The sequence below is a fragment of the Brucella pituitosa genome (assembly GCF_965577835.1).
GTDB classification, from domain to species: Bacteria; Pseudomonadota; Alphaproteobacteria; order Rhizobiales; family Rhizobiaceae; genus Brucella; species Brucella pituitosa.
On record NZ_OZ264093.1, the window covers coordinates 110,001 to 132,790 of the forward strand.

A 22,790-nucleotide genomic window follows, 5' to 3' on the forward strand; every position below is an offset into this window, starting at 1 on the left:
CTTTCCTTATAAGGAGTTCTATCGGGAACCACTCGGTGACAGCCTGCAAGGTGCGCTAGCGCTGGCGTTAAAAAAGGCGACGCCGACATAGTGCGACGTGAAAGTAACTTGCCGGAACAGCCGTAACTCCCTAATTCTTATTATATATACGATCACCAGGGAAATTAGACCGTCCGTTGGACATTGCAGCAGGGATGCCATGCTAACCAAAAAAGGCAAATACGGCCTGAAAGCCATGGTGCACCTGGCCAATATATCGGACGGTCAGCTGGCTTCAGCGAGCGAGATTGCCGAAAGGCATCATATCCCGCGGAAGTTTCTCGATAATATTTTCATCGAGTTGCGAAACGCAGGCTTTGTATTGAGCCGCAAAGGCAAAGGCGGTGGATTTTGCCTTGCCCGCCCCGCCAGCGAGATCCATATCGGCAATATCATTCGGGCACTGGATGGGGCGCTTGCGCCTATCGCCTGCGCCAGCAAAACCGATTATCAGCCTTGCGACGATTGCGATGAAACCGAATGCGAAGTGCGGCACATGATGTTGGACGTGCGCGAAGCGATCGCCAATGTGCTTGATCATCGCACCCTTGCCGACAGCAGGATATCTGAAATTACCGCGCTGTCGGCTGAATAGGATCTGGGTTAGGCTGCCGCTGACCAATTTGGAAACGGGTCAACCAGTTTTTGCCAGTTTTGCGGCATAAAGAACTGCTCAGGCACCAGACAGGTATCGAGTTCAGCAATCATATTAGCCTTATCCATCGGACTAACTCCGATAAATACAATTTCCTGCCTGCGGTCTCCCCACTCAGCATCAAGATAAGGCTGCATCGCCTGATGCCATTCCGGTTCGACCGGCCAATAGCTGCGAGGAACAGCCGACCACCAGCGACCGCGCTTGTTGGTGCGGACCAATGCGCCGGCCTGACTCAACTCGCCCACATAATCAGGACGCGTTGCCAGCCAGAAAAAGCCCTTTGCGCGAACCACACCCGGCCAGCTTCGATCAAAAAAACTTTGAAAGCGTGCTGGATCAAATGGACGACGGGCACGATACACAAATGAATGGACGCCATACTCCTCTGTCTCCGGCACATGCTCGTGGAAACCGTGGAGTTCTTTATACCAAAGCGGATGTTCGTGGGCGCGATTGAAATCGAACAGGCGTGTATCGAGAATCGAATCAAGCGAGACCTGTCCGAAATCGACTTCCTCTATTTTTGCGTCGGGATTGAGTGACTTGATCACCTTACGCGCAAGATCACGTTCTTCCGCGCTTGAGGTGGAAACCTTGTTGAGCACGACAACATCTGCAAACTCAATCTGCTCGACCAGCAGATCAACCAGTGTCCGCTCATCCTCATCTCCTAGAGATTCGCCACGGTCGCGCAGGAAGTCGCTGGAAGAGTAGTCTTTGAGCAAATTGGCGGCATCCACAACCGTAACCATCGTGTCTAGACGGGCAAGGTCGGAGAGACTTTCACCCTTTTCATCGCGAAATTCAAATGTGGCGGCAACTGGTAGAGGTTCAGATATGCCGGTCGATTCGATCAGGAGATAATCAAAACGATCCTGCGAGGCGAGTTGAGCCACTTCTTTCAGAAGATCATCGCGCAATGTGCAACAAATGCAGCCATTGGTCATTTCAACGAGTTGCTCTTCGGTGCGCGATAAATCGGCACCTCCCTCACGCACCAAAGCAGCATCAATATTGATTTCGCTCATATCGTTGACGATCACCGCGACACGCCGATTTTCGCGGTTGTTGAGCACGTGGTTAAGGAGCGTGGTTTTTCCTGCTCCGAGAAAGCCCGAAAGAACGGTGACTGGAAGCCTTTTCATGGCATCTCCTTTGCTGCGGTTGATACAAAAGCTGCTAGCGCAGTATCGCTGGATAATTAATGTTATATCATTACATTGACTGGGCTAAAATGAGGCGGCAAAGCCACCTGATTGAGAAACTTAAACACGTCTTAGAAAAGCTGGATAGCTTTTCCAAAGTATGTTGAGAATCGTTGGGTCGGACCATCGGAGAAATCAAACAGCCCGACCCTAAGAACTGGCCACTTCCGGGTGGGGTTCCAGAACAAGGGCGCGACCAGTGCTACTCTGACAGACAGCTCTTCAGTGAATCTGCCAGATTACGAATGAGTTGCGGATAGAGATCAGGACCGTCCCTTAATTCTGAACCGAGTGGATCAAGCACACCCGTTTTGGCCTCGGTGCCGTCAATCACAGTGTTGACCAGCTTTGGTTCAAACTGTGGTTCGGAGAACACGCATACAGCGCCGAGCGATTTGATCTTCTCATGGATGTCCTTGATGCGGGCTGCACCCGGTGCTTTGTCAGGGCTGACAGTAATCGAACCCGCAGCTTTTACGTCGAAGCGGTTCTCAAAATACTGATATGCATCGTGGAAGACGATAAACGGCTTGTCTTTGACAGGTTGAAGTTCGCTGTCGATATCTTTGGTCAGTACATCCAGCTTTTCGGCATAATCGGCTGCATTCTTTTCGTATTGCGCCGCATGTTCAGGATCGCTTTCGCTCAGAACCTTGGCGATATCACCAACGAGAACCTTGCCATTCTGCGGGTCGAGCCAGAAGTGGAGGTCGAATTCGGCATGGTGGTGGTGTTCGTCTGCCTTTTCAGCACTTTCCTTTGCGTGGTCATGGCCATCGTGAGAGCCAGCTCCCGCACTATGGTCATGACCCGCCTCACCATGCTTTTCGTGCTCATGACCTTCATCGCCATGATCATGTGCCTCGAATGGATCCCCTTCGCGGAATTTGAGCTTCGTCAATCCATCGGCTTCGCCCAACGCTACAACTTTAGCGCCCTCGCCCAAGGTATCGAATGGCTTATCGAGAAAAGTCTCCATCGAAGGCCCGGCCCAGAAGATGACCTTCGCGTGCTCGATGGCTTGGGCATCAGATGGTTTGAGGCTGTAAGAATGTTCCGACCCTGCACCCTGAACGATCAGTTTTGGCTCACCGACACCCTGCATCACAGCGGCAACCAAGGAATGCAGTGGTTTGATCGAAACGACAACGCCGCTACGCTCGGCGGCAGAAGCCGCCCCACCCAAAACAGCCATAAATGCGGATGCCAACAGCAGGGATCGGAAGTGTTTCATGATATTTTCTCGGGTTCTCTCTTGAGAGTCAGCAAAAGCGAACAACATATACAAGTGATATGTTATTCTATTACATCATTTGCGTTATGCTATAACGTCTGCGATAAGGAGACACAACCTCTTTTTGGAGAATTGTTCACAGTGCTTAACCGGGCAACGCAAATGAACACGAATCGGCATATCGTTCACACATCTTGAGACAAGAATTTCGAGAGCGCCTTTTGTCCCTTAAGACAAAGTGTTGATGCTCTCATAAAGGCAGCGAAAGCTCATTTTATATGGCCCGTAAAACCGCCCTCCCCGTACATTCAAAGCGGGAACCATTGATCGACCTGAAAGGTGCCGGCGTTTATCGCGACGGGCGATGGCTTGTGCGCAATGTTGACCTGACGATCCACCGCGGTGAGATCGTCACACTTATCGGCCCCAACGGTGCGGGTAAAAGCACCACAGCCAAAATGGCGCTGCACATTCTCAAGCCCGATGAAGGCGAGGTCCATCATATAAAAGGTCTGCGGATCGGATATGTGCCGCAGAAGATCAATATTGACCGGACTATGCCGCTTTCTGTTGAGCGCTTGATGACACTGACCGGCCCCCTACCCAAAGCGGATATTGTGCGTGCACTGGATGCCGTTGGAATCACGCATCTTCTCAAAGCAGAGATTACCAATCTGTCGGGTGGCGAGTTTCAGCGCGCGCTGATGGCCCGTGCACTCGCACGCAAGCCTGATATCATGGTGCTTGATGAGCCGGTGCAGGGCGTCGATTTTTCCGGCGAAGCAGCCCTTTACGGGCTGATTGCCAAATTGCGTGATGACACGGGCTGCGGTGTACTGCTGATCTCCCACGATCTGCATCTTGTCATGGCGGCAACCGACCGCGTCATCTGCCTCAATGGTCATGTCTGCTGCAGCGGAACGCCGCGCGATGTGACTGCCAGTCCGGAATATTTGCGCCTCTTCGGGAGCCGCGCAGTCGGGCCTCTCGCCGTTTATGAGCATCATCACGATCACACACATCTGCCTGATGGCCGCGTCTTGCACGCCGATGGCACGGTGACAGATCACTGCCATGCCGAAGATGGTCATCACCATGACGGTGAACATCATCATCATGAGGAAGGCAAACCCCATGCTTGACGATTTTTTCACCCGCGCTTTGATTGCCGGGATAGGCCTGGCACTGACCACCGGCCCGCTTGGTTGCTTCATCGTGTGGAGGCGAATGGCCTATTTTGGTGACACGATGGCCCATTCGGCATTGCTGGGTGTAGCCTTAGCGCTGATACTCGATATCAATCTGATGATTGGTGTTTTTGCCGTAGCCGTCGCCATTTCTGCAATTCTTCTGCTGCTGCAAAAAAGACATTCGCTTTCAGCAGATTCGTTGTTGGGCATTCTTTCACACGCAACACTATCGCTGGGACTGGTCATCGTCGCCTTTATGACATGGGTGCGTGTCGATCTGCTGTCATTCCTGTTTGGCGATCTGCTCGCAGTTTCGCGTCTCGACATCGCTTTTATCTATGGCGGCGGAATTCTGGTGCTCGCCGTGCTTGCATGGTTGTGGCGCCCACTGCTTGCAGCAACCGTCAGCGAAGATATTGCGCGGGCTGAAGGCTTGAACCCCGCTTTGTCGCGCATCATCTTCATGCTGCTGCTGGCAATTGTTATCGCCATTTCAATGAAGATTGTCGGTATTTTGTTGATAACGTCGCTTCTGATTATTCCTGCCGCGACAGCCCGCCGGTTTGCTTCAACGCCTGAGCAAATGGCTATCATGGCTTCCATCATCGGGGCAGTTGGCGTTATCGGCGGGCTTTACGGTTCTGTTGAATTCGACACGCCATCGGGCCCATCAATCGTCGTTGCCGCACTGGCTATTTTCATTTTAAGCCTCCTGCCATTAAATAGGAGAGAGGCTTCACCGAAACGGACCGCTGGACAATGAGCAATCACCACGACCATCATCACGCGCATAGTCACCCATCGCATGATCTGACCCGCAATCAGACACTGGTTTTCGATGTGCTGTCCAAGGCGGATGGGCCACTGAGCGCCTATACGATTCTCGACCAACTCCGCGACGATGGCTTTCGCGCTCCGTTGCAGGTTTATCGCGCTTTGGAAAAGCTGCTTGATTATGGGATGGTGCACCGCCTCGAAAGCCTGAATGCCTTTGTTGCCTGCGCGCACCCGCAATGCCACCAGCACGGCCTTATTGCTTTTGCCATTTGCGAACAATGCGGACAGGTGACGGAATTTTCCGATCCAGCCATCGAAAATCTCGTCAGCGCGTGGAGCGTCCAAAGTGGCTTCAAATCACGCAAAACAACACTGGAATTGCGTGGTCGCTGTGAAAAATGCGGCGAACATTGAACTTAGGTAACGCTTACTAAAGTGATGCCTGCTATATTTCGCCTTCAAGGGGAAAATATAGCAGGCAAAATTTTATGGTGCGCAACAAGCCATCTCACGAGCGACGTAGGGAAGAGCGACAGCGCACACGGCTGCGATCAGGTAAGATTATCGACCTTGATGGGCGCTTTATCATTGAGTGCCAGTTCTGCGACATTGCTCCGCATGGCGCAAGACTAAGGATCACTGACGTTCCGAGCCTCCCCGAACGCTTCTGGCTGTTTGACGACTTCTATGCGCGTGCACTTCTGGCCCAGATCGTCTGGCGAGAGAAACGTGAGATCGGCGTCCAGCTCATCACGGACCCCACCATACCCACGCTTGACGAAGAACGTTTGAGCCAGCTGGCGGGAAAATACTATTCGCTGTGAGATGAAGCGGCTGCCGCTTGCTTGCCAGCAATTTCCGACGAAGCACCGCCGCGCATATTCATGGCGCGAATCTCTGCTGCCGAAATGTAATTGAATTGTTCGACCAGCAGATCCTTGATCACTGGTTCTGGGAAGCGCGCATTCAAATCGGTGATGACCGACGCCCGCACAGCCTCGAAGTTCACTTTCTCGACTTCTTTGGTGTCCGAATAGCTGCCGTAAAACTTACGGAAAATCTCATCACTGATGAAATATTCAAGCGGCACAGTGAGCTTTTTGCGAATGTTCGAATCGACCGTATAGACCAGCTGCGCCACGACATAGCCTGCAACGCTGCCATTGGAGATGATCGGCACACTCATCACGTCGGTCTTGACGTAATCGAGCCCGCCAAACGCGCCTCCATTCGTTTGCACCTCGCCTGAAGGCCCATCGTTCTGGCGCACAGCAAAGAACAGCGATCCGAGGGCCACTGCACATATCCAAAGGCCGATTGCGAATATGCGGATCATCGGGCGTGACCGAGCCTCGCGCTCTGCATGCTGTAGGTGCCGTCTGCATCCTGCGTTTCCAGCGCGCCACGGATAAGATCAGCCAGTTCACCAACCGCACGCAGGTGCAGTTGCAACGCTTCGCAATTCTTCTCCAGCTTCTGCTTGAGACTATCAAGCAATGGCTGCAATCCCTTCATCGTGGCAGGCTCGGCAAGGCTTGCAGCCTTTTTGATTGCCTTGTTGAAGTCATAAAGGCCGCGGCTCTTGCGCGAGTTGATGTCAGCGAGATCTGGATGACCGCCTTCAAGCAAGAGGCGAGTTTCCGTATCGATGACGTCTTCAAGACGCTGAATAGCCCGCACAACCGGCTTAAGTACAGGCTGCTGCTCCAGTTCCTCTGCTGGATTGACATCCAGTGCTACTCCCGGCGCTTGCGGCAGCAGGCTGATTTCGGAGCTTGTGTCGGTCATGTTCAGGTTTCCTCAATTATATGTATCAGCGGGTCGCGCTCTCGTTCACTCGCTAGAGCGGTTTCGGTAAAGGCGGATCAGCCCTAAGCGCGTTCTCCACTTTCATTGTTTTCCAGTTGCTTCTGAATGAGTTGGCGTTCAAATCCGTGAATGATATCCTTCGACACGGCGTCCTTGCTCATTCCCTGTCCCAGATCGTTAACGACGTCTCCCAAAGCCAACGTTGCCGAATTCTCCGCTCGCTGCTTCATTGCTGCTTGCGCTTCGAGCATACGGGCGATGCCTACACCGCCCGTATCTGCCATTTTATTGGCCATGGCCTCAGCCATCATCGATTTCCAGTACTCACCTGCGATGCCCTTGCCAAAAGTGGCCGTTGTATCGCTGGTAAACATCGACTGGACGAAAGACTGCAGCATGAAAGCTTCAAACTTTCGATAGGCCGGGTTGGTTGCGTTCTGGCTTTCGGGATTGACCCTAACCCCTGAACCCAGACTTTCAGAAAAGCTCACAAAATTCCGCGGCAAACCTGTATCGGCACCAGCCCCCATCGGACCTGTGTTAGCCGATATCGACTTCAGACGTTCCGCCGCCAGGCGATAGGCTTGCGGATCGGCCGCCCGCGCCACGTCCATCACCAGGTCTGACGGCGGATTGATCGCCATACAACTCGTCCTTCTTCATCTCTTGATTGCACCATAGTTTGCCAAACTTGACTGAAGCTTGCGGTACGAATCAGCGTCAGTTTTATGACAGACACAGGGTCAACGTCGCCTGGATAAGTTCACCAGATTTCTTGTAAGTACTTGTTATAATATGAAATTAACTCTCAGTACCCGCGATATCATCGATCACGCCGTAGATGTCTTCCGGCTGATAAACTCTCCAATGAGGCTTGCGAGTTCTCGTCTTTCGGTATCGTTTCGTACCGTTTCCAGCCGATCTTCAAGAAGTTCTACCCGACGTTGTTCTTTCAGGAGACCGCTACGCTGTGATTCGAGCTGCTGTTCAATGCGCTCGCTTTCTGACGCATTGCCTCCAAGCCGTTTGATAAGCAGTGCGGGATCGACTGTGAATGAACTGCCGTCGTATCGCCGATCCTGCATGGCGATAAGCGCTTCCCGCTCTTCATCAAGTGCTGTCTTGCGATTGTTCGTTACGGCAAGAGATGCTTCGAGCCGGGCAGCACCCAACTTCTGCAATGCAATCAGCTTTTTAAGATTACGGGCATTGGTTTGAGCCATGAATTCCTCAGAACAGATTGCGCATCTGCGTTGATGTTTCGCCGATAAAGAAACGCAGCAGTTCCGGTAAAATGAAATAGACGACTAGCAATCCGCCGCCCAGCACAAATGGCATCGACACAAAATAGATAGGAATCGTCGGCGTCAGCTTGTTGATCAGTCCAATGGCGAAATTGACCAGAATCGCGAAGACAATAAACGGCGCTGCAATACGCAAGGTTGCCAAAAATGCACCCGAAAGGGCATCGCTGATATCGATCATCGCTGCATCGGGTCTGAAATGACCTTCAACGGGTATAGCTGTGTAGGAACTCAGCAGCGCCCGCAAAATCTCCAGATGCATGTCTGTGACGAAAAACAGAAACAGCGCACTGAAAGTAACAATGGTTGCGAGCGTTGCCTGCGGCTCCGGTTCAGTAATCGCATCCGCTGGCGTACCGGAATAGCCCACTGCCATCGCCATCATATTGGCCATGAATTGCAGGGCCCAGAAATAAATATGTGCCAGAATTCCAATCACCGCACCAATAAACATCTCGCTCAGCATGAGGCGAAACATCGCCAGCGGATGTGTGCCATCAAGGCTGGGTGTGATGGTTTCAATCACCAATGGCAGCACAGCGAATGAACAGGCGAGCGCAATGAACAACCGCACCTGCAACGGTATCCGCCCGCTCGAAATGCCCGGCATCAGCATCAAACACGCGCCAACACGGCAGAATGCCAGCATGGCTGCGAAGACGAGTTCGTTGATCGGCAGTTGCGTAATGGGCAACGGGTCCCCTCCCCGTCAGGAAATCGCGCCGAGCGATTTCACTTCGACACCACGTGCGATCTCGACATGCGACAGAACAGGCAAAGTCGCGAACAGGCGCTCGATAATCATGCGGATATATGGGCGCGCTTCGGGAGATGACACCAGCACAAAACGTTCGCCGCTATCGAAATGCTTGCGTATGGCGGCCGTGGCTTCGGTACCAAACTGCTCTAGCTGACGCGGGTCGATATCGAACTCGACGATTTCGCCCTTGTTGTCTCGCTTGAGGCTCTGATGGAAGACCAGATCCCAGCGGTTGCCAAGACGCAACACATTGAGCACGCCATTATCTGATAGATCACCGCATATCTGCTGCGCCATACGCATGCGAACGTGTTCGACAATCATTTCAGGGCGGCGGACCAAAGGTGCGATCTCGGCAATTGATTCAAGAATCAAATGCAGGTTGCGGATTGAAACACGTTCCGCGAGCAGCAGCTTTAAAACAGCCTGAAGCCCTGAATAGGAGATATTTGCCGGGCAGATATCCTCAAGAAGCTTGCGATACTCCGGCCCGAGACGATCAAGCAGAATCCGCATGTCTTTATAGGACAAGAGCTGTGCCAGATTGTTGCGCACAATCTCGCTCAAATGTGTCAGCAAAACCGACAGATTATCGACAGTCATGTAGCCATCGCGACGCAGGTCTGACGCAAATGTTTCCGGCACCGAATAGGCACGCATGCCAAAGGCTGGCTCGCGAACTTCTTCACCGGGAATAGACGGAATCGGGCGTTCGCCCAATACGACGAGAATTTCACCGACCCGAAGTTCATGGCTTGCAACCGCAGTACCGTGAATTTTGATACGATAGCTCTTTGGCGGCAACGAAATATCGTCAGTTACCTTGATCTCGGGGATGACGAAACCGTATTCCTGGGCGAACTTCTTGCGCATCTTCGCCACGCGATGTGCCAGCTCCTGCTGCGATGCGATGAGACGCGCCGAGAGTTGCTTGCCAAGGCAAAGCTCGATCTGAGTGGTTTCCAGCGAAGCCTTGACGGAATTGCGCTCCTGCTCTTCCACATCTCGCTGCTTGGACTGTTCTTCTGCTGCTTCAGCCTCGCGTTGGCGGGCCTGACGGCGCGGCACTGCGATACCCACAAACGCCATGGCGCCACCCAACAGGAAGAACGGAAATGCTGGCAATCCGGGCATAACACCCAGAACAAACAGCAGGAATGATGCAATCAGAAGGGCTTTTGGATAAGCGCCGAGCTGTCCGAAAATCGCCTGATCGGCCGAGCCGCGTGTGCCGCCCTTGGAAACAAGAAGGCCGGCTGCAAGAGAGACGATCAGCGCCGGGATCTGTGTAACCAGACCGTCACCTACAGAAAGCTTGGTGAAAACGTCGGCTGCTTCGGAAATATCCATGCCATGGCGGGTTACGCCAATGATGATGCCACCGAAAATATTGACTGCCGTGATGATCAGACCGGCAATCGCATCACCGCGCACGAATTTCGATGCACCATCCATCGAACCGAAGAACGAGCTTTCCTCTTCCAGTTCACGACGACGATGCTGTGCCTGTTTCTCATCGATCAGACCAGAGGAGAGGTCGGCATCGATTGCCATCTGCTTGCCGGGAATAGCGTCGAGCGTGAAGCGTGCACCCACTTCTGCGATACGCGTCGCACCCTTGGTGATGACAAGGAAATTGACGATGATGAGGATCGAGAAAACGACAAGGCCGATGACGAAATCGCCACCCATCACGAATTGCGAGAAGCCGTGGATCACATGGCCCGCTGCCAGATAGCCTTCATTGCCATGTGTGAGGATCACACGCGTCGTCGCAATATTGAGAGACAGACGCATCATCGTTGCGATCAGCAACACGGTTGGGAAAGCCGAGAAATCGAGCGGGCGCTGAATCCACAGCGAAACCATCAGGATAAGAACGGAGAAGGCAATTGAAAAGGCCAGACCGATATCCAGCACAACTGCGGGCACAGGCAGGAAAAGCACGGTCAGAATAATGACAATGCCAGCAGCAAGACCCAAGTCGCTGCCTGTCAGAATTCCACGCTTTGTTAATGGCTTAGCCGCTGCCTGCTGCACGTCCGTCTCCTATTGTCGGACGGAACATAAACGGCGAAGCTTGCGCGAGGGCTACGTCGGAAAAACAGCAGCCTCTTCTGGAATAGGTTCTAAAATCCTTTTTCGATGCGCGAATAGGCCAACAGCGTAAAGGAGTTGATCTGCGCTCCGACAAACGGCGCGGTAAAGGCCAGAACAACAAAAATGACGATGATTTTCGGCACGAAAGTCAGCGTCATTTCCTGAATCTGTGTCAAAGCCTGAAACAGCGCAATACCGATGCCCGCAAGCATTGCTGCAAGGACAGCTGGGCCGCTGGCCATAAGCACGGTCCAAACCGCCGAATTGACGATATCGAGCGCATCAGCTTCGTTCAAAACCGTTTTCCTTAGCTGATCTTGACGCCTTGGCCGATCAGCATCGTCTTGCCGTCTTCCAGTTCGGCGAGCATGCCCGACGACTGAATGGTCACGGATTTGACGACACCGGAGACTGTTCCGTCAGCGCTTGTCAATGTGCGGCCAATCCAGCCTTCAGCTTGCGACAAAGATGAATTGGCAATCAGCGTTTCAAGCTTGCTGTTCATCTGCACTGCCTGCTCCACATTGGAGAAGGTGGCCAGCTGCGAGACATATTGCGTCGCATCCATCGGCTGCGTCGGGTCCTGGTTCTGCATCTGCGTAACCAGAAGCTTCAGAAAGGAATTGTAATCTACACTGGCCTTGGCAGCAGCATTGCTGCTCGACGAGTTGGCTGTGTTGTTCGTCGTATTGTTCGCACCGACTGTCGATGTGGTGGTCATAGACTTGCCTCCGCAGGCTTTTCGGATTGTTTGACAGGCACGACCGGGACTGTTTCGCCCATCAGCTCGGCCTCGCGCTGATATTGCGCACGAATTGTCTTCAATGCTTCAAAAACACGTCCGTTGTGAACCAGCTCATCAACAAATTTGAGCGCATTGAGAATTTCCGCATCCTTGAATGCCGCAAACATGCCTTTCAGCATCTGCGCAAAGGTATTGCGGGCCTGTTCTCTTAGAGCTGGCTCGATCAGGATCATCTGTGCTGCAAAGTAGAGTTGGCGCAGCGGCGTCGTTGTCTCATCAGGTTGCAGAACGTGGTTTTCCAGTAGAAAAGTCGCGTCGTTCAACAGCTCGAGCGATACTTTCCGGTCTGCTTTCAGAACCGCGCCGTTGATGTAGATCTTCTCACCCGCACGCAGCGAAAGACGAATTGCCGATTTGCCACTATTGGTCGTCATGTCACAGACCATCCCGGATGGACTCGGTGATTTCGATCAAGGTATCGTAATCACTGCTTTCGCCCTGCCGAATGAGTTCCATTTCTTTGAGGATGAAGATCCCTACTGAAATGATGGCCGCCTTGAGTTCCTTCGGGAGCACATTCTCGTCCGACCCTAAATCGTCGATGATCGTGGTCCAGAGTTTGGTGGTGAAGTAGGCAGCATCGATGCCTTCGCGCGATCCGGCTCCATTGGCCCTGGCAGCGGCAAGCATCTCGATCGAACGGTCAAAAAGCATCCGCTCCCGTTCCTTGGCGCTCGCCATATCATCATTCATGACGTCTTCGTAGCGCAGCTGATACATGTAGTCTCCGTTCTCCGGCATCACACTTACAGGCCGCCTCATGCTGCCCAGTGCGTGATGTTCAACTTCGGGGCGGATAAGCGCCCCACAGCATCGCCCAAAAATCGGAACCGATTTTTGGAAAGAACAATGCGTCGATTTAATAGTCCAAAGCGTCATTTGTGCACCCCAAAGGGTGCACGGCGCTCTAATGATCGAACTATTTCAAATAGTTCAGCAGGCTCATATTCTGCAGCTGAACTGTCAGCGCATAGGATGTCTCGATCTGTGTCATCAATGCATTAACGCGTGTTGCAGCCTCGTAAGGGTCGACTTCCTCAAGATTAAGAACCGATTCATTGAGAATCTTCTGCTGGGCTGCAATGCGTGTTGTGGCTGCATTCGTACGCTGCTGCGCAAGACCAAGCGTCGTCTGCTCTGAGGTCATCCCCGTGACCCCCTGCGTCGTTGTCTGCATAGCCTGTGTGGTGAGCGCCTGAAACGCGGAATTGTTCAGACCGATGGTCGCAAATTCAGAAACCATCACCGCCGACATGATTGTCTTGCGGAAACCGTCTGCGTTGGCAGAGATCGATGTCGCAGCCGTTTCGCTGGGTGAAATACGGCTCTTAATCACCGTGTCAGACGCATTCGACCAATTAGCATCCCAGTTGGCATCATTGAACTGTTCAGCAAAATCGCCTTCGAGAAAGGATTTCATTTCATCGCCGGTAATATTGGCAACCCGCGGATCATTCATGCCGAAACCGAAATGATCTTCAAATGCCTGGCGCACCGCTGTCTGGGCGGCACTACCTTCTGTATAGTCGGCAATCGGCTTCACATCGGTGTTCACACCAGAGAAAATATATTCGCCATTATAGCTGGTATTAAGCAAACCGGTGACGGAATCGAGCAAAGACTGCGCAGATTTTGCAGCCGTTTCAGCAGCTTCAACGGTGCTGTTGGCTCCCGTCAGATCGCCGAGAAAATCTTGCGTATTTTCGATAATGGTCGTGGTCGCGCTCTGCGTCGTCGTCATCCGCTGCTGCAGCAGTTTGTTCATATCGGTCAGAACAGTCAGACGATCATATTCCTTGCGCAAGGATATGGTCTGGCCAGACTTGGAACCGAGCGCCAAACCAACATCGAACACCATACCAGTGGTCGCTTCCTGTTGAGCTTTCCCAAGCTCAGCCTTAGTCTTCGCTACGAGGACCTTGAGAGCTGAAGCTGCACCATAAGTGGAAATCGATTGCGCTTTCATAAGCCTCACACCGCGTTGAGAAGATCGTCGAGCATGGAGTTGATCGTCGTCAACACCCGGCTCGAGGCCTGATAGGAATGTTCAAGATCAAGAAGCAGCGCCATTTCAGTGTTGATATCGACACCATTGGCATTGGAAAGCGCCTGATCGGCCTGCACAGCGACGGTCTGATTGTAAGAGAAGTTGGAATTAGCCGTTTTCCGCTTGCCTTCCAGCCAGCTGATCGAAGAAGCGCTGTAATCAATAAGGCTTGCACTGGAATTAAGCCCTGCAGACGACGCAAAAGTCAGTGGCTCCGTGAAAGCTTCGTTCAAAGCGCGCAGACGATCACTAAAGCCGGACGCACCAGTTGCATTATATTTATAATTGGCACCATTCGCACCGCCATCACGCAAGAGAAGCGAGCTGCCGCCTTCTGATGCAACAAATGCGGACGACACCTTGATCGTGCCCGCAAGGCCAGCTGTAACGCCCGTACCCGGAACAGCTGGCGATCCGGCCCAGCCGAACAGACCGGTCTGATTTGGGCCTGCTCCAGTCTGATCAGTTTCCGCGAACATCGACACCAGACCGCGTGCGATCTCATCAAGCTGCATCTGGTATTGCGGTGCAATCTGATCACGCAACTGCAAGAGTCCACTCAAGCGGCCTGTACCGTAAGGCTGATCGAATGTGTCGTGCGTCAGTGGCACACCGTCGACCAGAACAGCGTTGCCTGCAACACCCGCTGCGAGACCGCCGGAGGATTCGAAGCTGACTTTACGTGCCGTTGTTTCAAACAGCGTTACGCCGCTTTCTGCGAAAATGACCATGTCATTGTCGCCGCGCACCATGGTCGTGATACCCAGTTCGCCGGAAAGCTGCTTCAGCAGTGAATCGCGCTGATCAAGAAAATCAGACACATCACTGCCTGCACGCGTGCCGCTGACGATCTGCTGGTTCACCTTTTCGAACTTGGCCAGCACGTCGTTGATGTTGGCAACAGAGTCCGCGATTTCATTATCTGCATCGGTGCGCAGAGACTGGATCTGCTTCGTGCCATCGTTCAGGGCATCGGCCAGCGCCTGCGCAGTCGATACGACGCTATCGCCAAGTGTCGAATTGGAGGGAGAGGCAGCAAAGGTCTGGAGCGCATCGCGCAAATCGCCGATCAGGGCCGAAGGCGAACCTGAAAAATTATCCACCGAATAAAGCGACGAAAGGCGGTCAAGCCCGCCTGCCAGAATAGAAGAAGAGGATGCCGTGCTGTTCGACTGAATAAAGCGGTTGAACAACGCCTCATCAGCGGACCGGCTGATATTCACATAAAGCGAGCCATACGGCCCGGAAGCCAGCGAGGCCGTACGCCGCGAATAATCAGGATCATTGACTCCCGCAATATTGCGAGAGACGACTGACGTCTGCTTGGACGTTGCCGCAAGCGAACTTTTGGCCGTCAGAAGAGCAGAACTAAGCGACATCTTATCCCCATCCTACGTCGAACCGTTTTTGTTGCGAAAACAGTCCAGTTTTAAAACTGCAATTCCGGGGAGACTGACCACCTCCCCGGAACCGCTTCAATTTATCTTTTCAGGTTAACCAGTACGTCCATCAGTTCGGAACCGGTCTGGAAGACCTTCGAATTGGCGGTGTAGCTGCGCTGAGCTTCGATCATGTCGGTCAGCTCTTGCGCAATATCAGCGTTGGATTCTTCCAGCGCGCCGGACGAAATCTTGCCCATGCCGCCGCCTTCAGGGAACCCAAGCTGGATGTTGCCGGATTCGGCACTCGGCGAAAACACATTGCCGCTGATAACCGACATGCGATCAGGGCTGGCAACCGTTCCGAGCGGAATACGGTAGAGGAGCTTCTGCGCGCCATTCTCATAAAGCGCCACAACGGAACCGTCTTTGCCAATATCCACGCCCTTGATGGACGAAGGCGCCTGACCGTTGATAACGGCTTCACTGATCGTATAGTCTTTGGCAAGCTGCTTGGATGAACCAAGGTTAAGATCCAATGACTGGCCATTATAGGCAGTGAGATCAACAGCAACGTCGCCGCCGGAAAGCAGCTTACCGTTCGTGCCGTCAAAATTCAGAGTGGTTGTTCCGACTTCCACGCCATCCGCGGCATTCTTGATCGAAACATCCCAGGTGTTGTCGCCGGTCTTGGTGAAATAGACATCCAGCGTGATCTTGCCACCAAGGTTGTCATAAGCGATCAGCGATGTTTTGTGATTAAACTCGCCGGTAGCAGGCACTGTATCCGTCGAAGGCAGATTGACCGTGAAATTGCCAGATGTACTTGGCGTGGCGACCAGATCGGACTGCTTGACGTTCACACGCTCCAGACCGTCGAAGCTGTTGGCCACTGTAGTAACATTGCCGTTCGCGTCTGCTGGATAGCCCATCAGGTAGTAGCCGGACGTATTGACAAGATTGCCATACTGATCAGGAACGAACGAACCAGCGCGCGTAAGGAAAGGCGTGCCGTCGGCATCGCTAACTACAAAATAACCGTTACCATCGATAGCAAGATCAGTGGTTGAAGACGTCGGGCGAATGCCGCCCTGATCGGAAATACCGTAGCGGATACTGGTTTCCACGCTGCCAGAATTATATTGACCTGCGGTGTTGGGCAGAACCAGAGACGAGAACTGCGCATCAGCGCGCTTGTAACCGACCGTGCTCGCATTTGCGATGTTATCCGCGACTGCAGACAAGCGGTTGGCCTGCGCGTTCATACCCGAAACGCCGGTCCGCATCATACCGTAGAGGCTCATTGGCAACTCCTGAGAATTTGAGAATCCGCAGACAAGCTAACGGGCCACGCTTGCGTGAAACTGTAGCCTTTAGGATTTTTACGCTTTTACTGAGGACTCGATCAGTTTCAGGGGTGCCCGGAAGGGACTACCTTTAAAAACCGCGAATTACTGGATTTGAGCTTTTGAAAGCCCGACAGACCGGATACGAATCTCATTCGATATTGATTGAGTATCCAAGAAAACGTTTTGAATCAACAGGATCAAAACCAAGCTTTTCGCGCAATTTTTTGCGGAGCTTGCTGATATGGCTTTCGACGACATTTTCTTCGACTTCACTGTCGAAAATGCCGTAAATCGCACTGAAAATCTGCGCCTTGTTGAGGCGGCGACCACGGTTTGCGATCAGATATTCAAGGATCCGGCGCTCACGGCGGGGCAACGGGAAATCCACACCATTTATCTGTGGATCACGACCATCGGAGAAAACCCGGATCGGTCCAAGCTCGGTCCCATCATTGCCTGATGAGCCAGACGCACCGGTACGGCGACGAATTGCATTGATGCGGGCGAGGATTTCGCGGACATGAACCGGTTTGCGGACCACGTCATCAACTCCGGATTGAAAAAGCTCCAGAGTGTGCTCCAGTGACGGGCGGTCATTTACCGCAATCACCGGCGCCTTACAGCGTTCACGAATTCGGGCTGGAAGCCCGTTCTGAGCTTCACATTCGCCGATCAGAAAGGCTTCAACTGCCAGAATATCCTGATGGGGGACGCTCTCGACCCATTCATTGAAATCATCTGGTGTAAAGCCGGTTGTCGTGATGCCTTCTCGACTGAACCAAGAGGAGTACCCCTCAGTCACAATATTCCGCTCATCTACGACTACGATCATCGGCCCGCCTTCCGAATCAATATGTTAACCCAAGCAAGACAGAAGTAACGGGCAGGAGGAGTCGGCGGCAATGACAAAAAGTTGCCCGCAATATATTGGGAGGTAATTTAGAAAAATCTAATTTAAAGGGAATCGCGATGATTGCATCGCCCGCCCACTCTTCGTCTGAAAACCTTAACGATTGGTTAATGCGCTCACGAAGTTTTACGATTCTTTACAAGCACTTAAAATTTTACTCTCTAAAACACCTCATTCAAACCTTTGCAACCAAAGATTGAATGCCGAATCCGCACGTGTATAGAGCACCCCTCTACAACCGGCATTTTTCCTGGATTCACAATCAGCCAGCGCAAAAACTTTTTGCCTGCGGCGTCCAGTTTCCGAAGCCTGCAGCGATCATATTTGTCATCACGCGACATACATACCGCTTCTGCGCAGGATCATTATTGGGACCTGCATGATAGCGCGCGACTGCCATCGTCCAGTTGCCTTCGCGTTCACGCAGACGCTTAAGAAAGCGTGCAGCATAATCAACATTGAGGCTTGGTTGCAGCATCGCGCCAACCGACGGAAATTCGCTCGAATGATAATAGTGATTGATCTGCATGCAGCCCAGATCGATCAGTTTTGCACCTTCGGCGTGTACCTGGGTAAAGCGCCTTAGAGCTGCAGCCTGAGACGGAAAAAACTCGGCCCTTCCTTCAATGTTCATTGCATAGGGCTGAAGCGAGTTTTTGCGCCCGGTTTCGGTTAAGCCAACAGCATAAAGAATACCAAGTGGCACGCCATAACGGGCGGATGCTCGATGCATTTCCCGTTCGCAAGTATTCTCTGCTTTAGCTATTGATAAATTAAACGACCAGGCCGCGATTACGGCCACCAGGACCGCCAGACATTTCACGCTCATTGGCTTCAGTCGACATGCGAGCGCGTGCATTATTGCTTTCTGCCTGACCGGATTCGCCATTCTGCCTGCCCTCTCCGCCCATGAACTGCGCTTGCGACTGTCCCTGCGCATTGCCCCGACCGTCCGAGCCGTTTTGCATGTCAAAGGTTTGCTGGCCTTGCTGTTGAGAGCTTGCCTGCTGATGCCCGGCGCTCTGACTTGCTGAACTATGCTGAACAGCACTGACTGCTCCTCGTTCTGTGACCGTCACCGAGATTTTCGCATCATCGGCGATCCCAGCAACTTTGAGTGCCTTTTCAATCATTGAACGATCAGCTGCCAGCGCCTCCGCCCCATGAGCCTTGTCAGCCACAAGATGAACTTCGACGCTATTATCAGCGACTAAGCGAATACGCGCAGTCACAGCGCCAAGCTCCACCGGATCAAGCCTGATCTGCAAGGTCTTCACCGCGCCGAAGCTGCGTTCCGATACCAGCTGAATGTCTGCTATGCGCGTTGCCGCTGTTGAAGCCGTTGGCAAAGGAGACTTAACATCAACCACGGAAGGCGATTTCGCGGACTGCTGTTGTGGCTGCACATTTGGACGGTCTGGTTCTGCAGCATTGTTCGACTGAGCCGAAAGCTCTGGCTTGGGTAACACGGACGAAGCTTCTTCCGGACTATCAGCCTGCTTAGCTGCTGTTGCAGCAGGCTGATTGTGACTGACAACATTTTCAGCCTTTGCAGCACCCTTGGGATCAACAGAAGCCGGGTTCTTCTTGCTCGCCTCGGCGCTGTCCTTCTGATCCTTCTCTGGCTGATCCTTCCCTGGCTGGTCCTTCTTTGACAGCGCTTCCGGCATTGGCATGTCGGATACGTTATCGACAGCCATTCCCTGATCAGCCGCCGCCGCATCAGCCAGTGCGGATATATTTGCCCCCGGCTTGGCCGCATTGCTGGCTGCTGCGACCTGACTATCTCCACTCGAACTGGTCAATCCTGCTGCCAAAACAAGCAGGTTCTGCGATGCGCCATAGACCGGAGATTGGGAAGGAGATTGCGCCTGTGCTTCGCGTTCTGTCTTATCGCTATCATCCGACCCTGTATCGCCGTCCTTCTGTTCGCCATCCGGCGACAGCTTGTTCTGCGGCTTTTCGAGAAGTGCGCCGAACAATTTTGCAGGCTCGGATTGTTCCTGATTTTCACCATTCACTTTCGCCACAGTGCCCTGCTGCGCACCATTTCCCTTGGCAAGCGAAGCCAACCTTCCAGCCGCATTCAGCAAAACATCTACGCTCATTGAATGGTCTTCCCTAGCAAGGCATCAATCTCTGCAAGCTTGCGCCGCGCGTCATCCATGGTCTTCTGCAAATCGTCTTCGGGCTGTGCGGGCTGAGATGGCTTCCAGCCAACTGCTGGCGCAACTTCCTGAGCGGCAGCCGGCGCTGGCTCTTCCTCCGCATCCGCAATTGGCATTGCAGGGATGTCAGTCTCAGTTTTGCCCGGCTTCGCCTTATCCGCCATGCTGGCAGGCGTACGCGTGACAACTGAACCGACAGCCTCCGCCGCTTGCAAAAGCTGCCTGTCGCGCTCCTGCAGTCGATCTGGTGAAATCTGCGACAGTTCCCGCAAAGCATTTCCGGCAGAATCGGATGCAACATCGCTTGCAGCCGCATAGAGATTGGCGCGGCTTGGATCGGTCTTCAGATGATCCGCCAGTTTACGTGCCTCACCCGACATGAAACGGGCGCGTTCAGTCTGGCCATTTACCAGAGCACCACGCGCAATCTGCAAATACAGCGAATACTGCATAACGGGATCAGCTGTACCAATCAGCTTGGTCAGTTCGGCATTGCCGATCCGATCATTGAGTTTTAGCGCAGCATCCACGAACTGCTTCATGAAATCGCGCATATAGGGCGAGCGCGGGAAGCGCTGCAGATAATTGCGCGATAGCGTGCGTATCTTGTCAGCATCGCCCAGCTTGGCCGCAATCGGCATTGAGCGGCGAATTGCAGCTTCTTCAAAAAGCGTCCCTGGGCTCTCAAGCCGAACCTGATCAAGACGCAGAAGTGCGGTGGCAGGATCAAAGGCTGTCATCTGGCTTGCAGTAACCAAAATGATGGAGGAGCGCAGCTCTGCTGGCAGTTGTTGTGACAGCGGAACTGAAAACAGCTTTACCACCTCAATGTCCTGACCCGAAGCATAAGCCAAGGCGCCTTTGACAAGCTCTGGCGGGACGGTCTCGCCATCCAGACCAGCCAGCACCTTGCGCACTGCTTCCGGATTGCCGCCATTGAAGAGATAGATAATCGCCGCGTAGATATTCTCAGGCTTTTGCCAGAGTTCCTTAGGAGCACGCTCCATGTCGGAACTGACGAAAATGAGAAGCCTGTTGAGCATGACGACTGCTTCAGGCTTCCCCGAAACCAGCTGATCCTGCAACATGCGCAGCGAACGAACGAGCTTATATGGCTCAAGCACCGGCAAGCTCTGCCGTTCTTCCGCTACCACTGTCTGGGCATAGGAAACCGCTCCCCCGCTTATCAGCGGCAGGCTCGCAGCAAGTGCCAGCAAAGAGCGCGTTACCAGTTTCTTCATGGGGTGGACTTGAGGAAGATGTCGATGCGACGGTTTTCAGCAGCGTTCGGATCGGCTGCATTCTTGGGCTGACGGTCTGAATAACCTTCAACACGCAACACACGCTTTTCATCCAGGCCACCACGCACAAGCATGTAATAGGCCATTTGCGCACGTGCTGAAGACAGACGCCAGTTATCATAGGTCGCGCTCTTGAAAGGACGTGCATCGGTGTGGCCACTGATGATAACTTCGCCCGGCTGCCGCGAAATAACCTGCGCGATGCGTTCGAGCATCTGCACAACCCTTGCGTCGGGTTTGGCGGAGCCAATCGTGAACATACCAAAATCGACCTTGTCGGTCAGCTGGATCATGACGCCGCCTTCGACAGGAACAACCGTCACATCAGGCATAGGTTCAGCTTTCGCTGCCTCCCCGCGTTCTGACTGAGCCTCTCCGTCTGCAGCTTTCTTCAGATCCGCAATCAGCTGCTCCTGGCTTTCAGCAGGTTTTTCAGCGTCCTCCGGCTTTGTCTCGACCTTCGCGTCAACAGTCTGCTGCGGCGGTGTTGCAGGCGCTGCTTCTGGCTGCGTCAGTTCTTCTGCAGCCTTGCTCGACCAATAGTCCGGGCTGAATGGATCACGATAAGCGTCGCCACCATCAGCGCCAGTTTGCGTGCCAGCCTGAGAACTGCCGCCGTCGCCCTTGGTGGACTGGTTTTGCAAAACGCCCGTCTCATGTGCAAGTTCGGACAAGACCGCATAAGGCTCGCGGAACATGCGGCTCTCTTCCTGCTCAATCGGCAGAGAGGTTGCATTGTCGTTGATGACCTTGGTGCTGTTTTCTATCTGTTTGTCGCTCTCGAAGCGAACCTTGCCGTTTTTCTCATCAATATCCTGCACGCCCTTGGGACTCGAATGACGGTCCATCAGCTTGACAGGATTGAAGTAGCTGGCAACAGCAGCCTTGCTCTCCTCGTTTGCGGCATTGATGAGCCACATGACGAGAAAGAAGGCCATCATCGCAGTCATGAAGTCGGCATATGCAATCTTCCAGACGCCACCATGATGACCGTCATGATCATCGTGCCTACCACGACGAACGATAATGATTTCGCGTTTGCTTTCCGGATCGATGCTCATCTGGCGGCAGCCCTTAATTCTTCCAGAACCGGCGCAACACGCGTTTCAAGCACGCGCTCACCAAAGGAAAATGAGAGTTCGCCGGATGTGGTTTCTGTGAACCGGCATTCAGCTGGCAGGAGATCGGCATGCTTCCGAAGCGGCTCAAGAAGATGCAGCGGCCCTGCGATTTCCGGCGCGCGCGCCTCAAGAGCAAGTGTACTGATACGCTGCGCGAAACCGGAAACGGCATCCCGTTCCAGCTTGGCTGCAAGAAGCGGCGCCAAAACATCGGCAATCTGCGCAGAAAGGCTCTTTTCCAGCCCACTCAGAGCCTCGGTCAATGCACCCGCCAGCAAAATTGCCTGTTCGCGGGAGAAGCTGGCGCGCAATGCCTCGATTTCAGCTTCGTGTTCACGCAAAAGCCTGGCCTTTTCGGCCTCATACAGAGCCTCGGCTTCCTTGTGGCCGTCTTCTCGACCGGCCTCGAATGCGTTTCGCTTTTCTTCCTCAACAGCAATAGCGTGAGCGACTTCGGCCTGCTCGGTAAACGCCGCTTTTTCTGCCGCCGACGTCTCTGGTGCATCTGCCCGCTTGGGGTGCTCGGAAAGCGGCAGGGGATGCGCAGGCGCCGCAATGATCTCGACCGCATCATCAGCAACCGGATGCGTTGAAAAATCGGGAAGGTAGCGGCTAAGCGTGAGCGTGCTCATAA

Annotated in this window: 27 protein-coding genes (1 of these 27 only partly in view); 6 read left to right on the plus strand and 21 right to left on the minus strand. The window is 53.3% G+C overall.

The window, feature by feature from the left end:
* Nucleotides 1–91: the final stretch of a BadF/BadG/BcrA/BcrD ATPase family protein gene (locus tag ACSME1_RS11815; RefSeq protein ID WP_435655239.1), read on the plus strand. 791 nt of this gene lie to the left of the window's left edge; 91 of the gene's 882 nt are visible here — the last part of the coding sequence; the start codon falls outside the window, past its left edge; it ends in the stop codon at nt 89–91.
* 108 nt (nt 92–199) lie between these two features.
* A complete protein-coding gene (locus ACSME1_RS11820) occupies nt 200–634 on the plus strand; it encodes an RrF2 family transcriptional regulator (RefSeq protein WP_024895869.1) in 435 nt (144 codons plus the stop codon).
* 8 nt (nt 635–642) lie between these two features.
* Here the strand turns inward: ACSME1_RS11820 and zigA are convergent, their stop codons facing one another.
* Nucleotides 643–1,842, minus strand: coding sequence for a zinc metallochaperone GTPase ZigA (zigA, locus tag ACSME1_RS11825; RefSeq protein WP_435655240.1), 1,200 nt, complete (start codon nt 1,840–1,842; stop codon nt 643–645).
* 262 nt (nt 1,843–2,104) lie between these two features.
* The gene (znuA, locus tag ACSME1_RS11830; RefSeq protein WP_435655241.1) at nt 2,105–3,136 is read right to left on the minus strand and encodes a zinc ABC transporter substrate-binding protein ZnuA; all 1,032 of its coding nucleotides are present in this window, start codon (nt 3,134–3,136) and stop codon (nt 2,105–2,107) included.
* 278 nt (nt 3,137–3,414) lie between these two features.
* On the opposite strand from znuA, the gene ACSME1_RS11835 reads away from it, so the two are divergent.
* From ACSME1_RS11835 to ACSME1_RS11850, 4 genes are all read left to right on the plus strand, one after another.
* The gene (locus ACSME1_RS11835; RefSeq protein ID WP_435655242.1) at nt 3,415–4,278 is read left to right on the plus strand and encodes an ATP-binding cassette domain-containing protein; all 864 of its coding nucleotides are present in this window, start codon (nt 3,415–3,417) and stop codon (nt 4,276–4,278) included.
* Nucleotides 4,232–5,089: a zinc ABC transporter permease subunit ZnuB gene (gene znuB, locus ACSME1_RS11840; RefSeq protein WP_435655444.1), complete on the plus strand. Its 858-nt coding sequence runs from the start codon at nt 4,232–4,234 to the stop codon at nt 5,087–5,089. Before ACSME1_RS11835 ends, znuB begins: the two co-directional genes overlap by 47 nt.
* The gene (locus tag ACSME1_RS11845; RefSeq protein ID WP_024895874.1) at nt 5,086–5,517 is read left to right on the plus strand and encodes a Fur family transcriptional regulator; all 432 of its coding nucleotides are present in this window, start codon (nt 5,086–5,088) and stop codon (nt 5,515–5,517) included. The genes znuB and ACSME1_RS11845 overlap by 4 nt, the downstream gene beginning before the upstream one ends.
* A gap of 74 nt (nt 5,518–5,591) precedes the next feature.
* Nucleotides 5,592–5,927: a PilZ domain-containing protein gene (locus ACSME1_RS11850; protein WP_132229596.1), complete on the plus strand. Its 336-nt coding sequence runs from the start codon at nt 5,592–5,594 to the stop codon at nt 5,925–5,927.
* On the opposite strand, the gene ACSME1_RS11855 is transcribed toward ACSME1_RS11850, so the two are convergent.
* The 19 genes from ACSME1_RS11855 to ACSME1_RS11945 form a co-directional block, all read right to left on the minus strand.
* Entirely contained in the window at nt 5,915–6,439 is a 525-nt protein-coding gene (locus ACSME1_RS11855) for a hypothetical protein (RefSeq protein ID WP_435655243.1), read from the minus strand. The two genes, ACSME1_RS11850 and ACSME1_RS11855, sit on opposite strands and share 13 nt — an antisense overlap.
* Nucleotides 6,436–6,891, minus strand: a complete 456-nt coding sequence (locus ACSME1_RS11860; protein ID WP_105707978.1) for a flagellar protein FlgN — start codon at nt 6,889–6,891, stop codon at nt 6,436–6,438. The genes ACSME1_RS11855 and ACSME1_RS11860 overlap by 4 nt, the downstream gene beginning before the upstream one ends.
* An 83-nt stretch (nt 6,892–6,974) precedes the next feature.
* Nucleotides 6,975–7,556 (minus strand): rod-binding protein, encoded by a 582-nt coding sequence (locus tag ACSME1_RS11865; protein WP_435655244.1) that lies wholly within the window; start codon nt 7,554–7,556, stop codon nt 6,975–6,977.
* Nucleotides 7,557–7,742: 186 nt separating this feature from the next.
* Nucleotides 7,743–8,135, minus strand: coding sequence for a hypothetical protein (locus tag ACSME1_RS11870; RefSeq protein WP_435655245.1), 393 nt, complete (start codon nt 8,133–8,135; stop codon nt 7,743–7,745).
* Between the two features lie 7 nt (nt 8,136–8,142).
* A complete protein-coding gene (gene fliR / locus ACSME1_RS11875) occupies nt 8,143–8,910 on the minus strand; it encodes a flagellar biosynthetic protein FliR (protein WP_111787528.1) in 768 nt (255 codons plus the stop codon).
* Nucleotides 8,911–8,925: 15 nt separating this feature from the next.
* A complete protein-coding gene (gene flhA, locus ACSME1_RS11880) occupies nt 8,926–11,016 on the minus strand; it encodes a flagellar biosynthesis protein FlhA (protein ID WP_435655246.1) in 2,091 nt (696 codons plus the stop codon).
* An 89-nt stretch (nt 11,017–11,105) separates the two neighbouring features.
* A complete protein-coding gene (fliQ, locus tag ACSME1_RS11885; protein WP_024895881.1) occupies nt 11,106–11,372 on the minus strand; it encodes a flagellar biosynthesis protein FliQ in 267 nt (88 codons plus the stop codon).
* Nucleotides 11,373–11,383: 11 nt separating this feature from the next.
* Nucleotides 11,384–11,797, minus strand: coding sequence for a flagellar hook assembly protein FlgD (gene flgD, locus ACSME1_RS11890; protein WP_024895882.1), 414 nt, complete (start codon nt 11,795–11,797; stop codon nt 11,384–11,386).
* On the minus strand, nt 11,794–12,255 hold the full coding sequence (gene flbT / locus ACSME1_RS11895; protein WP_435655247.1) for a flagellar biosynthesis repressor FlbT: 462 nt from the start codon (nt 12,253–12,255) through the stop codon (nt 11,794–11,796). Before flbT ends, flgD begins: the two co-directional genes overlap by 4 nt.
* A 1-nt stretch (nt 12,256) precedes the next feature.
* Nucleotides 12,257–12,601 (minus strand): flagellar biosynthesis regulator FlaF, encoded by a 345-nt coding sequence (gene flaF / locus ACSME1_RS11900; RefSeq protein ID WP_024895884.1) that lies wholly within the window; start codon nt 12,599–12,601, stop codon nt 12,257–12,259.
* A gap of 199 nt (nt 12,602–12,800) precedes the next feature.
* The gene (locus ACSME1_RS11905; protein WP_105534776.1) at nt 12,801–13,847 is read right to left on the minus strand and encodes a flagellar hook-associated family protein; all 1,047 of its coding nucleotides are present in this window, start codon (nt 13,845–13,847) and stop codon (nt 12,801–12,803) included.
* 5 nt (nt 13,848–13,852) lie between these two features.
* Entirely contained in the window at nt 13,853–15,307 is a 1,455-nt protein-coding gene (gene flgK / locus ACSME1_RS11910; RefSeq protein ID WP_435655248.1) for a flagellar hook-associated protein FlgK, read from the minus strand.
* 101 nt (nt 15,308–15,408) lie between these two features.
* A complete protein-coding gene (locus ACSME1_RS11915; RefSeq protein ID WP_435655249.1) occupies nt 15,409–16,611 on the minus strand; it encodes a flagellar hook protein FlgE in 1,203 nt (400 codons plus the stop codon).
* 193 nt (nt 16,612–16,804) lie between these two features.
* On the minus strand, nt 16,805–17,488 hold the full coding sequence (gene ftcR, locus ACSME1_RS11920; protein WP_024895888.1) for a flagellar transcriptional regulator FtcR: 684 nt from the start codon (nt 17,486–17,488) through the stop codon (nt 16,805–16,807).
* A gap of 340 nt (nt 17,489–17,828) precedes the next feature.
* A complete protein-coding gene (locus ACSME1_RS11925) occupies nt 17,829–18,395 on the minus strand; it encodes a transglycosylase SLT domain-containing protein (protein WP_036566614.1) in 567 nt (188 codons plus the stop codon).
* Complete coding sequence (locus ACSME1_RS11930; RefSeq protein WP_435655250.1) at nt 18,340–19,674, minus strand: flagellar hook-length control protein FliK; 1,335 nt, start codon at nt 19,672–19,674, stop codon at nt 18,340–18,342. The genes ACSME1_RS11925 and ACSME1_RS11930 overlap by 56 nt, the downstream gene beginning before the upstream one ends.
* Nucleotides 19,671–20,975, minus strand: coding sequence for a chemotaxis protein (locus ACSME1_RS11935; RefSeq protein ID WP_435655251.1), 1,305 nt, complete (start codon nt 20,973–20,975; stop codon nt 19,671–19,673). The genes ACSME1_RS11930 and ACSME1_RS11935 overlap by 4 nt, the downstream gene beginning before the upstream one ends.
* The gene (locus ACSME1_RS11940; protein WP_435655252.1) at nt 20,972–22,096 is read right to left on the minus strand and encodes a flagellar motor protein MotB; all 1,125 of its coding nucleotides are present in this window, start codon (nt 22,094–22,096) and stop codon (nt 20,972–20,974) included. The genes ACSME1_RS11935 and ACSME1_RS11940 overlap by 4 nt, the downstream gene beginning before the upstream one ends.
* Nucleotides 22,093–22,788, minus strand: a complete 696-nt coding sequence (locus tag ACSME1_RS11945) for a hypothetical protein (protein WP_435655253.1) — start codon at nt 22,786–22,788, stop codon at nt 22,093–22,095. The genes ACSME1_RS11940 and ACSME1_RS11945 overlap by 4 nt, the downstream gene beginning before the upstream one ends.
* Nucleotides 22,789–22,790: the final 2 nt, after the last annotated feature.

What these genes read in the sequence shown, in the direction of transcription:
- ACSME1_RS11820 (WP_024895869.1), top strand. Translation starts at nt 200, where the DNA reads ATGCTAACCAAAAAAGGCAAATACGGCCTGAAAGCCATGGTGCACCTG.
- zigA (WP_435655240.1), bottom strand. Translation starts at nt 1,842, where the DNA reads ATGAAAAGGCTTCCAGTCACCGTTCTTTCGGGCTTTCTCGGAGCAGGA.
- znuA (WP_435655241.1), bottom strand. Translation starts at nt 3,136, where the DNA reads ATGAAACACTTCCGATCCCTGCTGTTGGCATCCGCATTTATGGCTGTT.
- ACSME1_RS11835 (WP_435655242.1), top strand. Translation starts at nt 3,415, where the DNA reads ATGGCCCGTAAAACCGCCCTCCCCGTACATTCAAAGCGGGAACCATTG.
- znuB (WP_435655444.1), top strand. Translation starts at nt 4,232, where the DNA reads ATGACGGTGAACATCATCATCATGAGGAAGGCAAACCCCATGCTTGAC.
- ACSME1_RS11845 (WP_024895874.1), top strand. Translation starts at nt 5,086, where the DNA reads ATGAGCAATCACCACGACCATCATCACGCGCATAGTCACCCATCGCAT.
- ACSME1_RS11850 (WP_132229596.1), top strand. Translation starts at nt 5,592, where the DNA reads ATGGTGCGCAACAAGCCATCTCACGAGCGACGTAGGGAAGAGCGACAG.
- ACSME1_RS11855 (WP_435655243.1), bottom strand. Translation starts at nt 6,439, where the DNA reads ATGATCCGCATATTCGCAATCGGCCTTTGGATATGTGCAGTGGCCCTC.
- ACSME1_RS11860 (WP_105707978.1), bottom strand. Translation starts at nt 6,891, where the DNA reads ATGACCGACACAAGCTCCGAAATCAGCCTGCTGCCGCAAGCGCCGGGA.
- ACSME1_RS11865 (WP_435655244.1), bottom strand. Translation starts at nt 7,556, where the DNA reads ATGGCGATCAATCCGCCGTCAGACCTGGTGATGGACGTGGCGCGGGCG.
- ACSME1_RS11870 (WP_435655245.1), bottom strand. Translation starts at nt 8,135, where the DNA reads ATGGCTCAAACCAATGCCCGTAATCTTAAAAAGCTGATTGCATTGCAG.
- flgD (WP_024895882.1), bottom strand. Translation starts at nt 11,797, where the DNA reads ATGACCACCACATCGACAGTCGGTGCGAACAATACGACGAACAACACA.
- flbT (WP_435655247.1), bottom strand. Translation starts at nt 12,255, where the DNA reads ATGACGACCAATAGTGGCAAATCGGCAATTCGTCTTTCGCTGCGTGCG.
- flaF (WP_024895884.1), bottom strand. Translation starts at nt 12,601, where the DNA reads ATGTATCAGCTGCGCTACGAAGACGTCATGAATGATGATATGGCGAGC.
- ACSME1_RS11905 (WP_105534776.1), bottom strand. Translation starts at nt 13,847, where the DNA reads ATGAAAGCGCAATCGATTTCCACTTATGGTGCAGCTTCAGCTCTCAAG.
- flgK (WP_435655248.1), bottom strand. Translation starts at nt 15,307, where the DNA reads ATGTCGCTTAGTTCTGCTCTTCTGACGGCCAAAAGTTCGCTTGCGGCA.
- ACSME1_RS11915 (WP_435655249.1), bottom strand. Translation starts at nt 16,611, where the DNA reads ATGAGCCTCTACGGTATGATGCGGACCGGCGTTTCGGGTATGAACGCG.
- ftcR (WP_024895888.1), bottom strand. Translation starts at nt 17,488, where the DNA reads ATGATCGTAGTCGTAGATGAGCGGAATATTGTGACTGAGGGGTACTCC.
- ACSME1_RS11925 (WP_036566614.1), bottom strand. Translation starts at nt 18,395, where the DNA reads ATGAGCGTGAAATGTCTGGCGGTCCTGGTGGCCGTAATCGCGGCCTGG.
- ACSME1_RS11930 (WP_435655250.1), bottom strand. Translation starts at nt 19,674, where the DNA reads ATGAGCGTAGATGTTTTGCTGAATGCGGCTGGAAGGTTGGCTTCGCTT.
- ACSME1_RS11935 (WP_435655251.1), bottom strand. Translation starts at nt 20,975, where the DNA reads ATGAAGAAACTGGTAACGCGCTCTTTGCTGGCACTTGCTGCGAGCCTG.
- ACSME1_RS11940 (WP_435655252.1), bottom strand. Translation starts at nt 22,096, where the DNA reads ATGAGCATCGATCCGGAAAGCAAACGCGAAATCATTATCGTTCGTCGT.
- ACSME1_RS11945 (WP_435655253.1), bottom strand. Translation starts at nt 22,788, where the DNA reads ATGAGCACGCTCACGCTTAGCCGCTACCTTCCCGATTTTTCAACGCAT.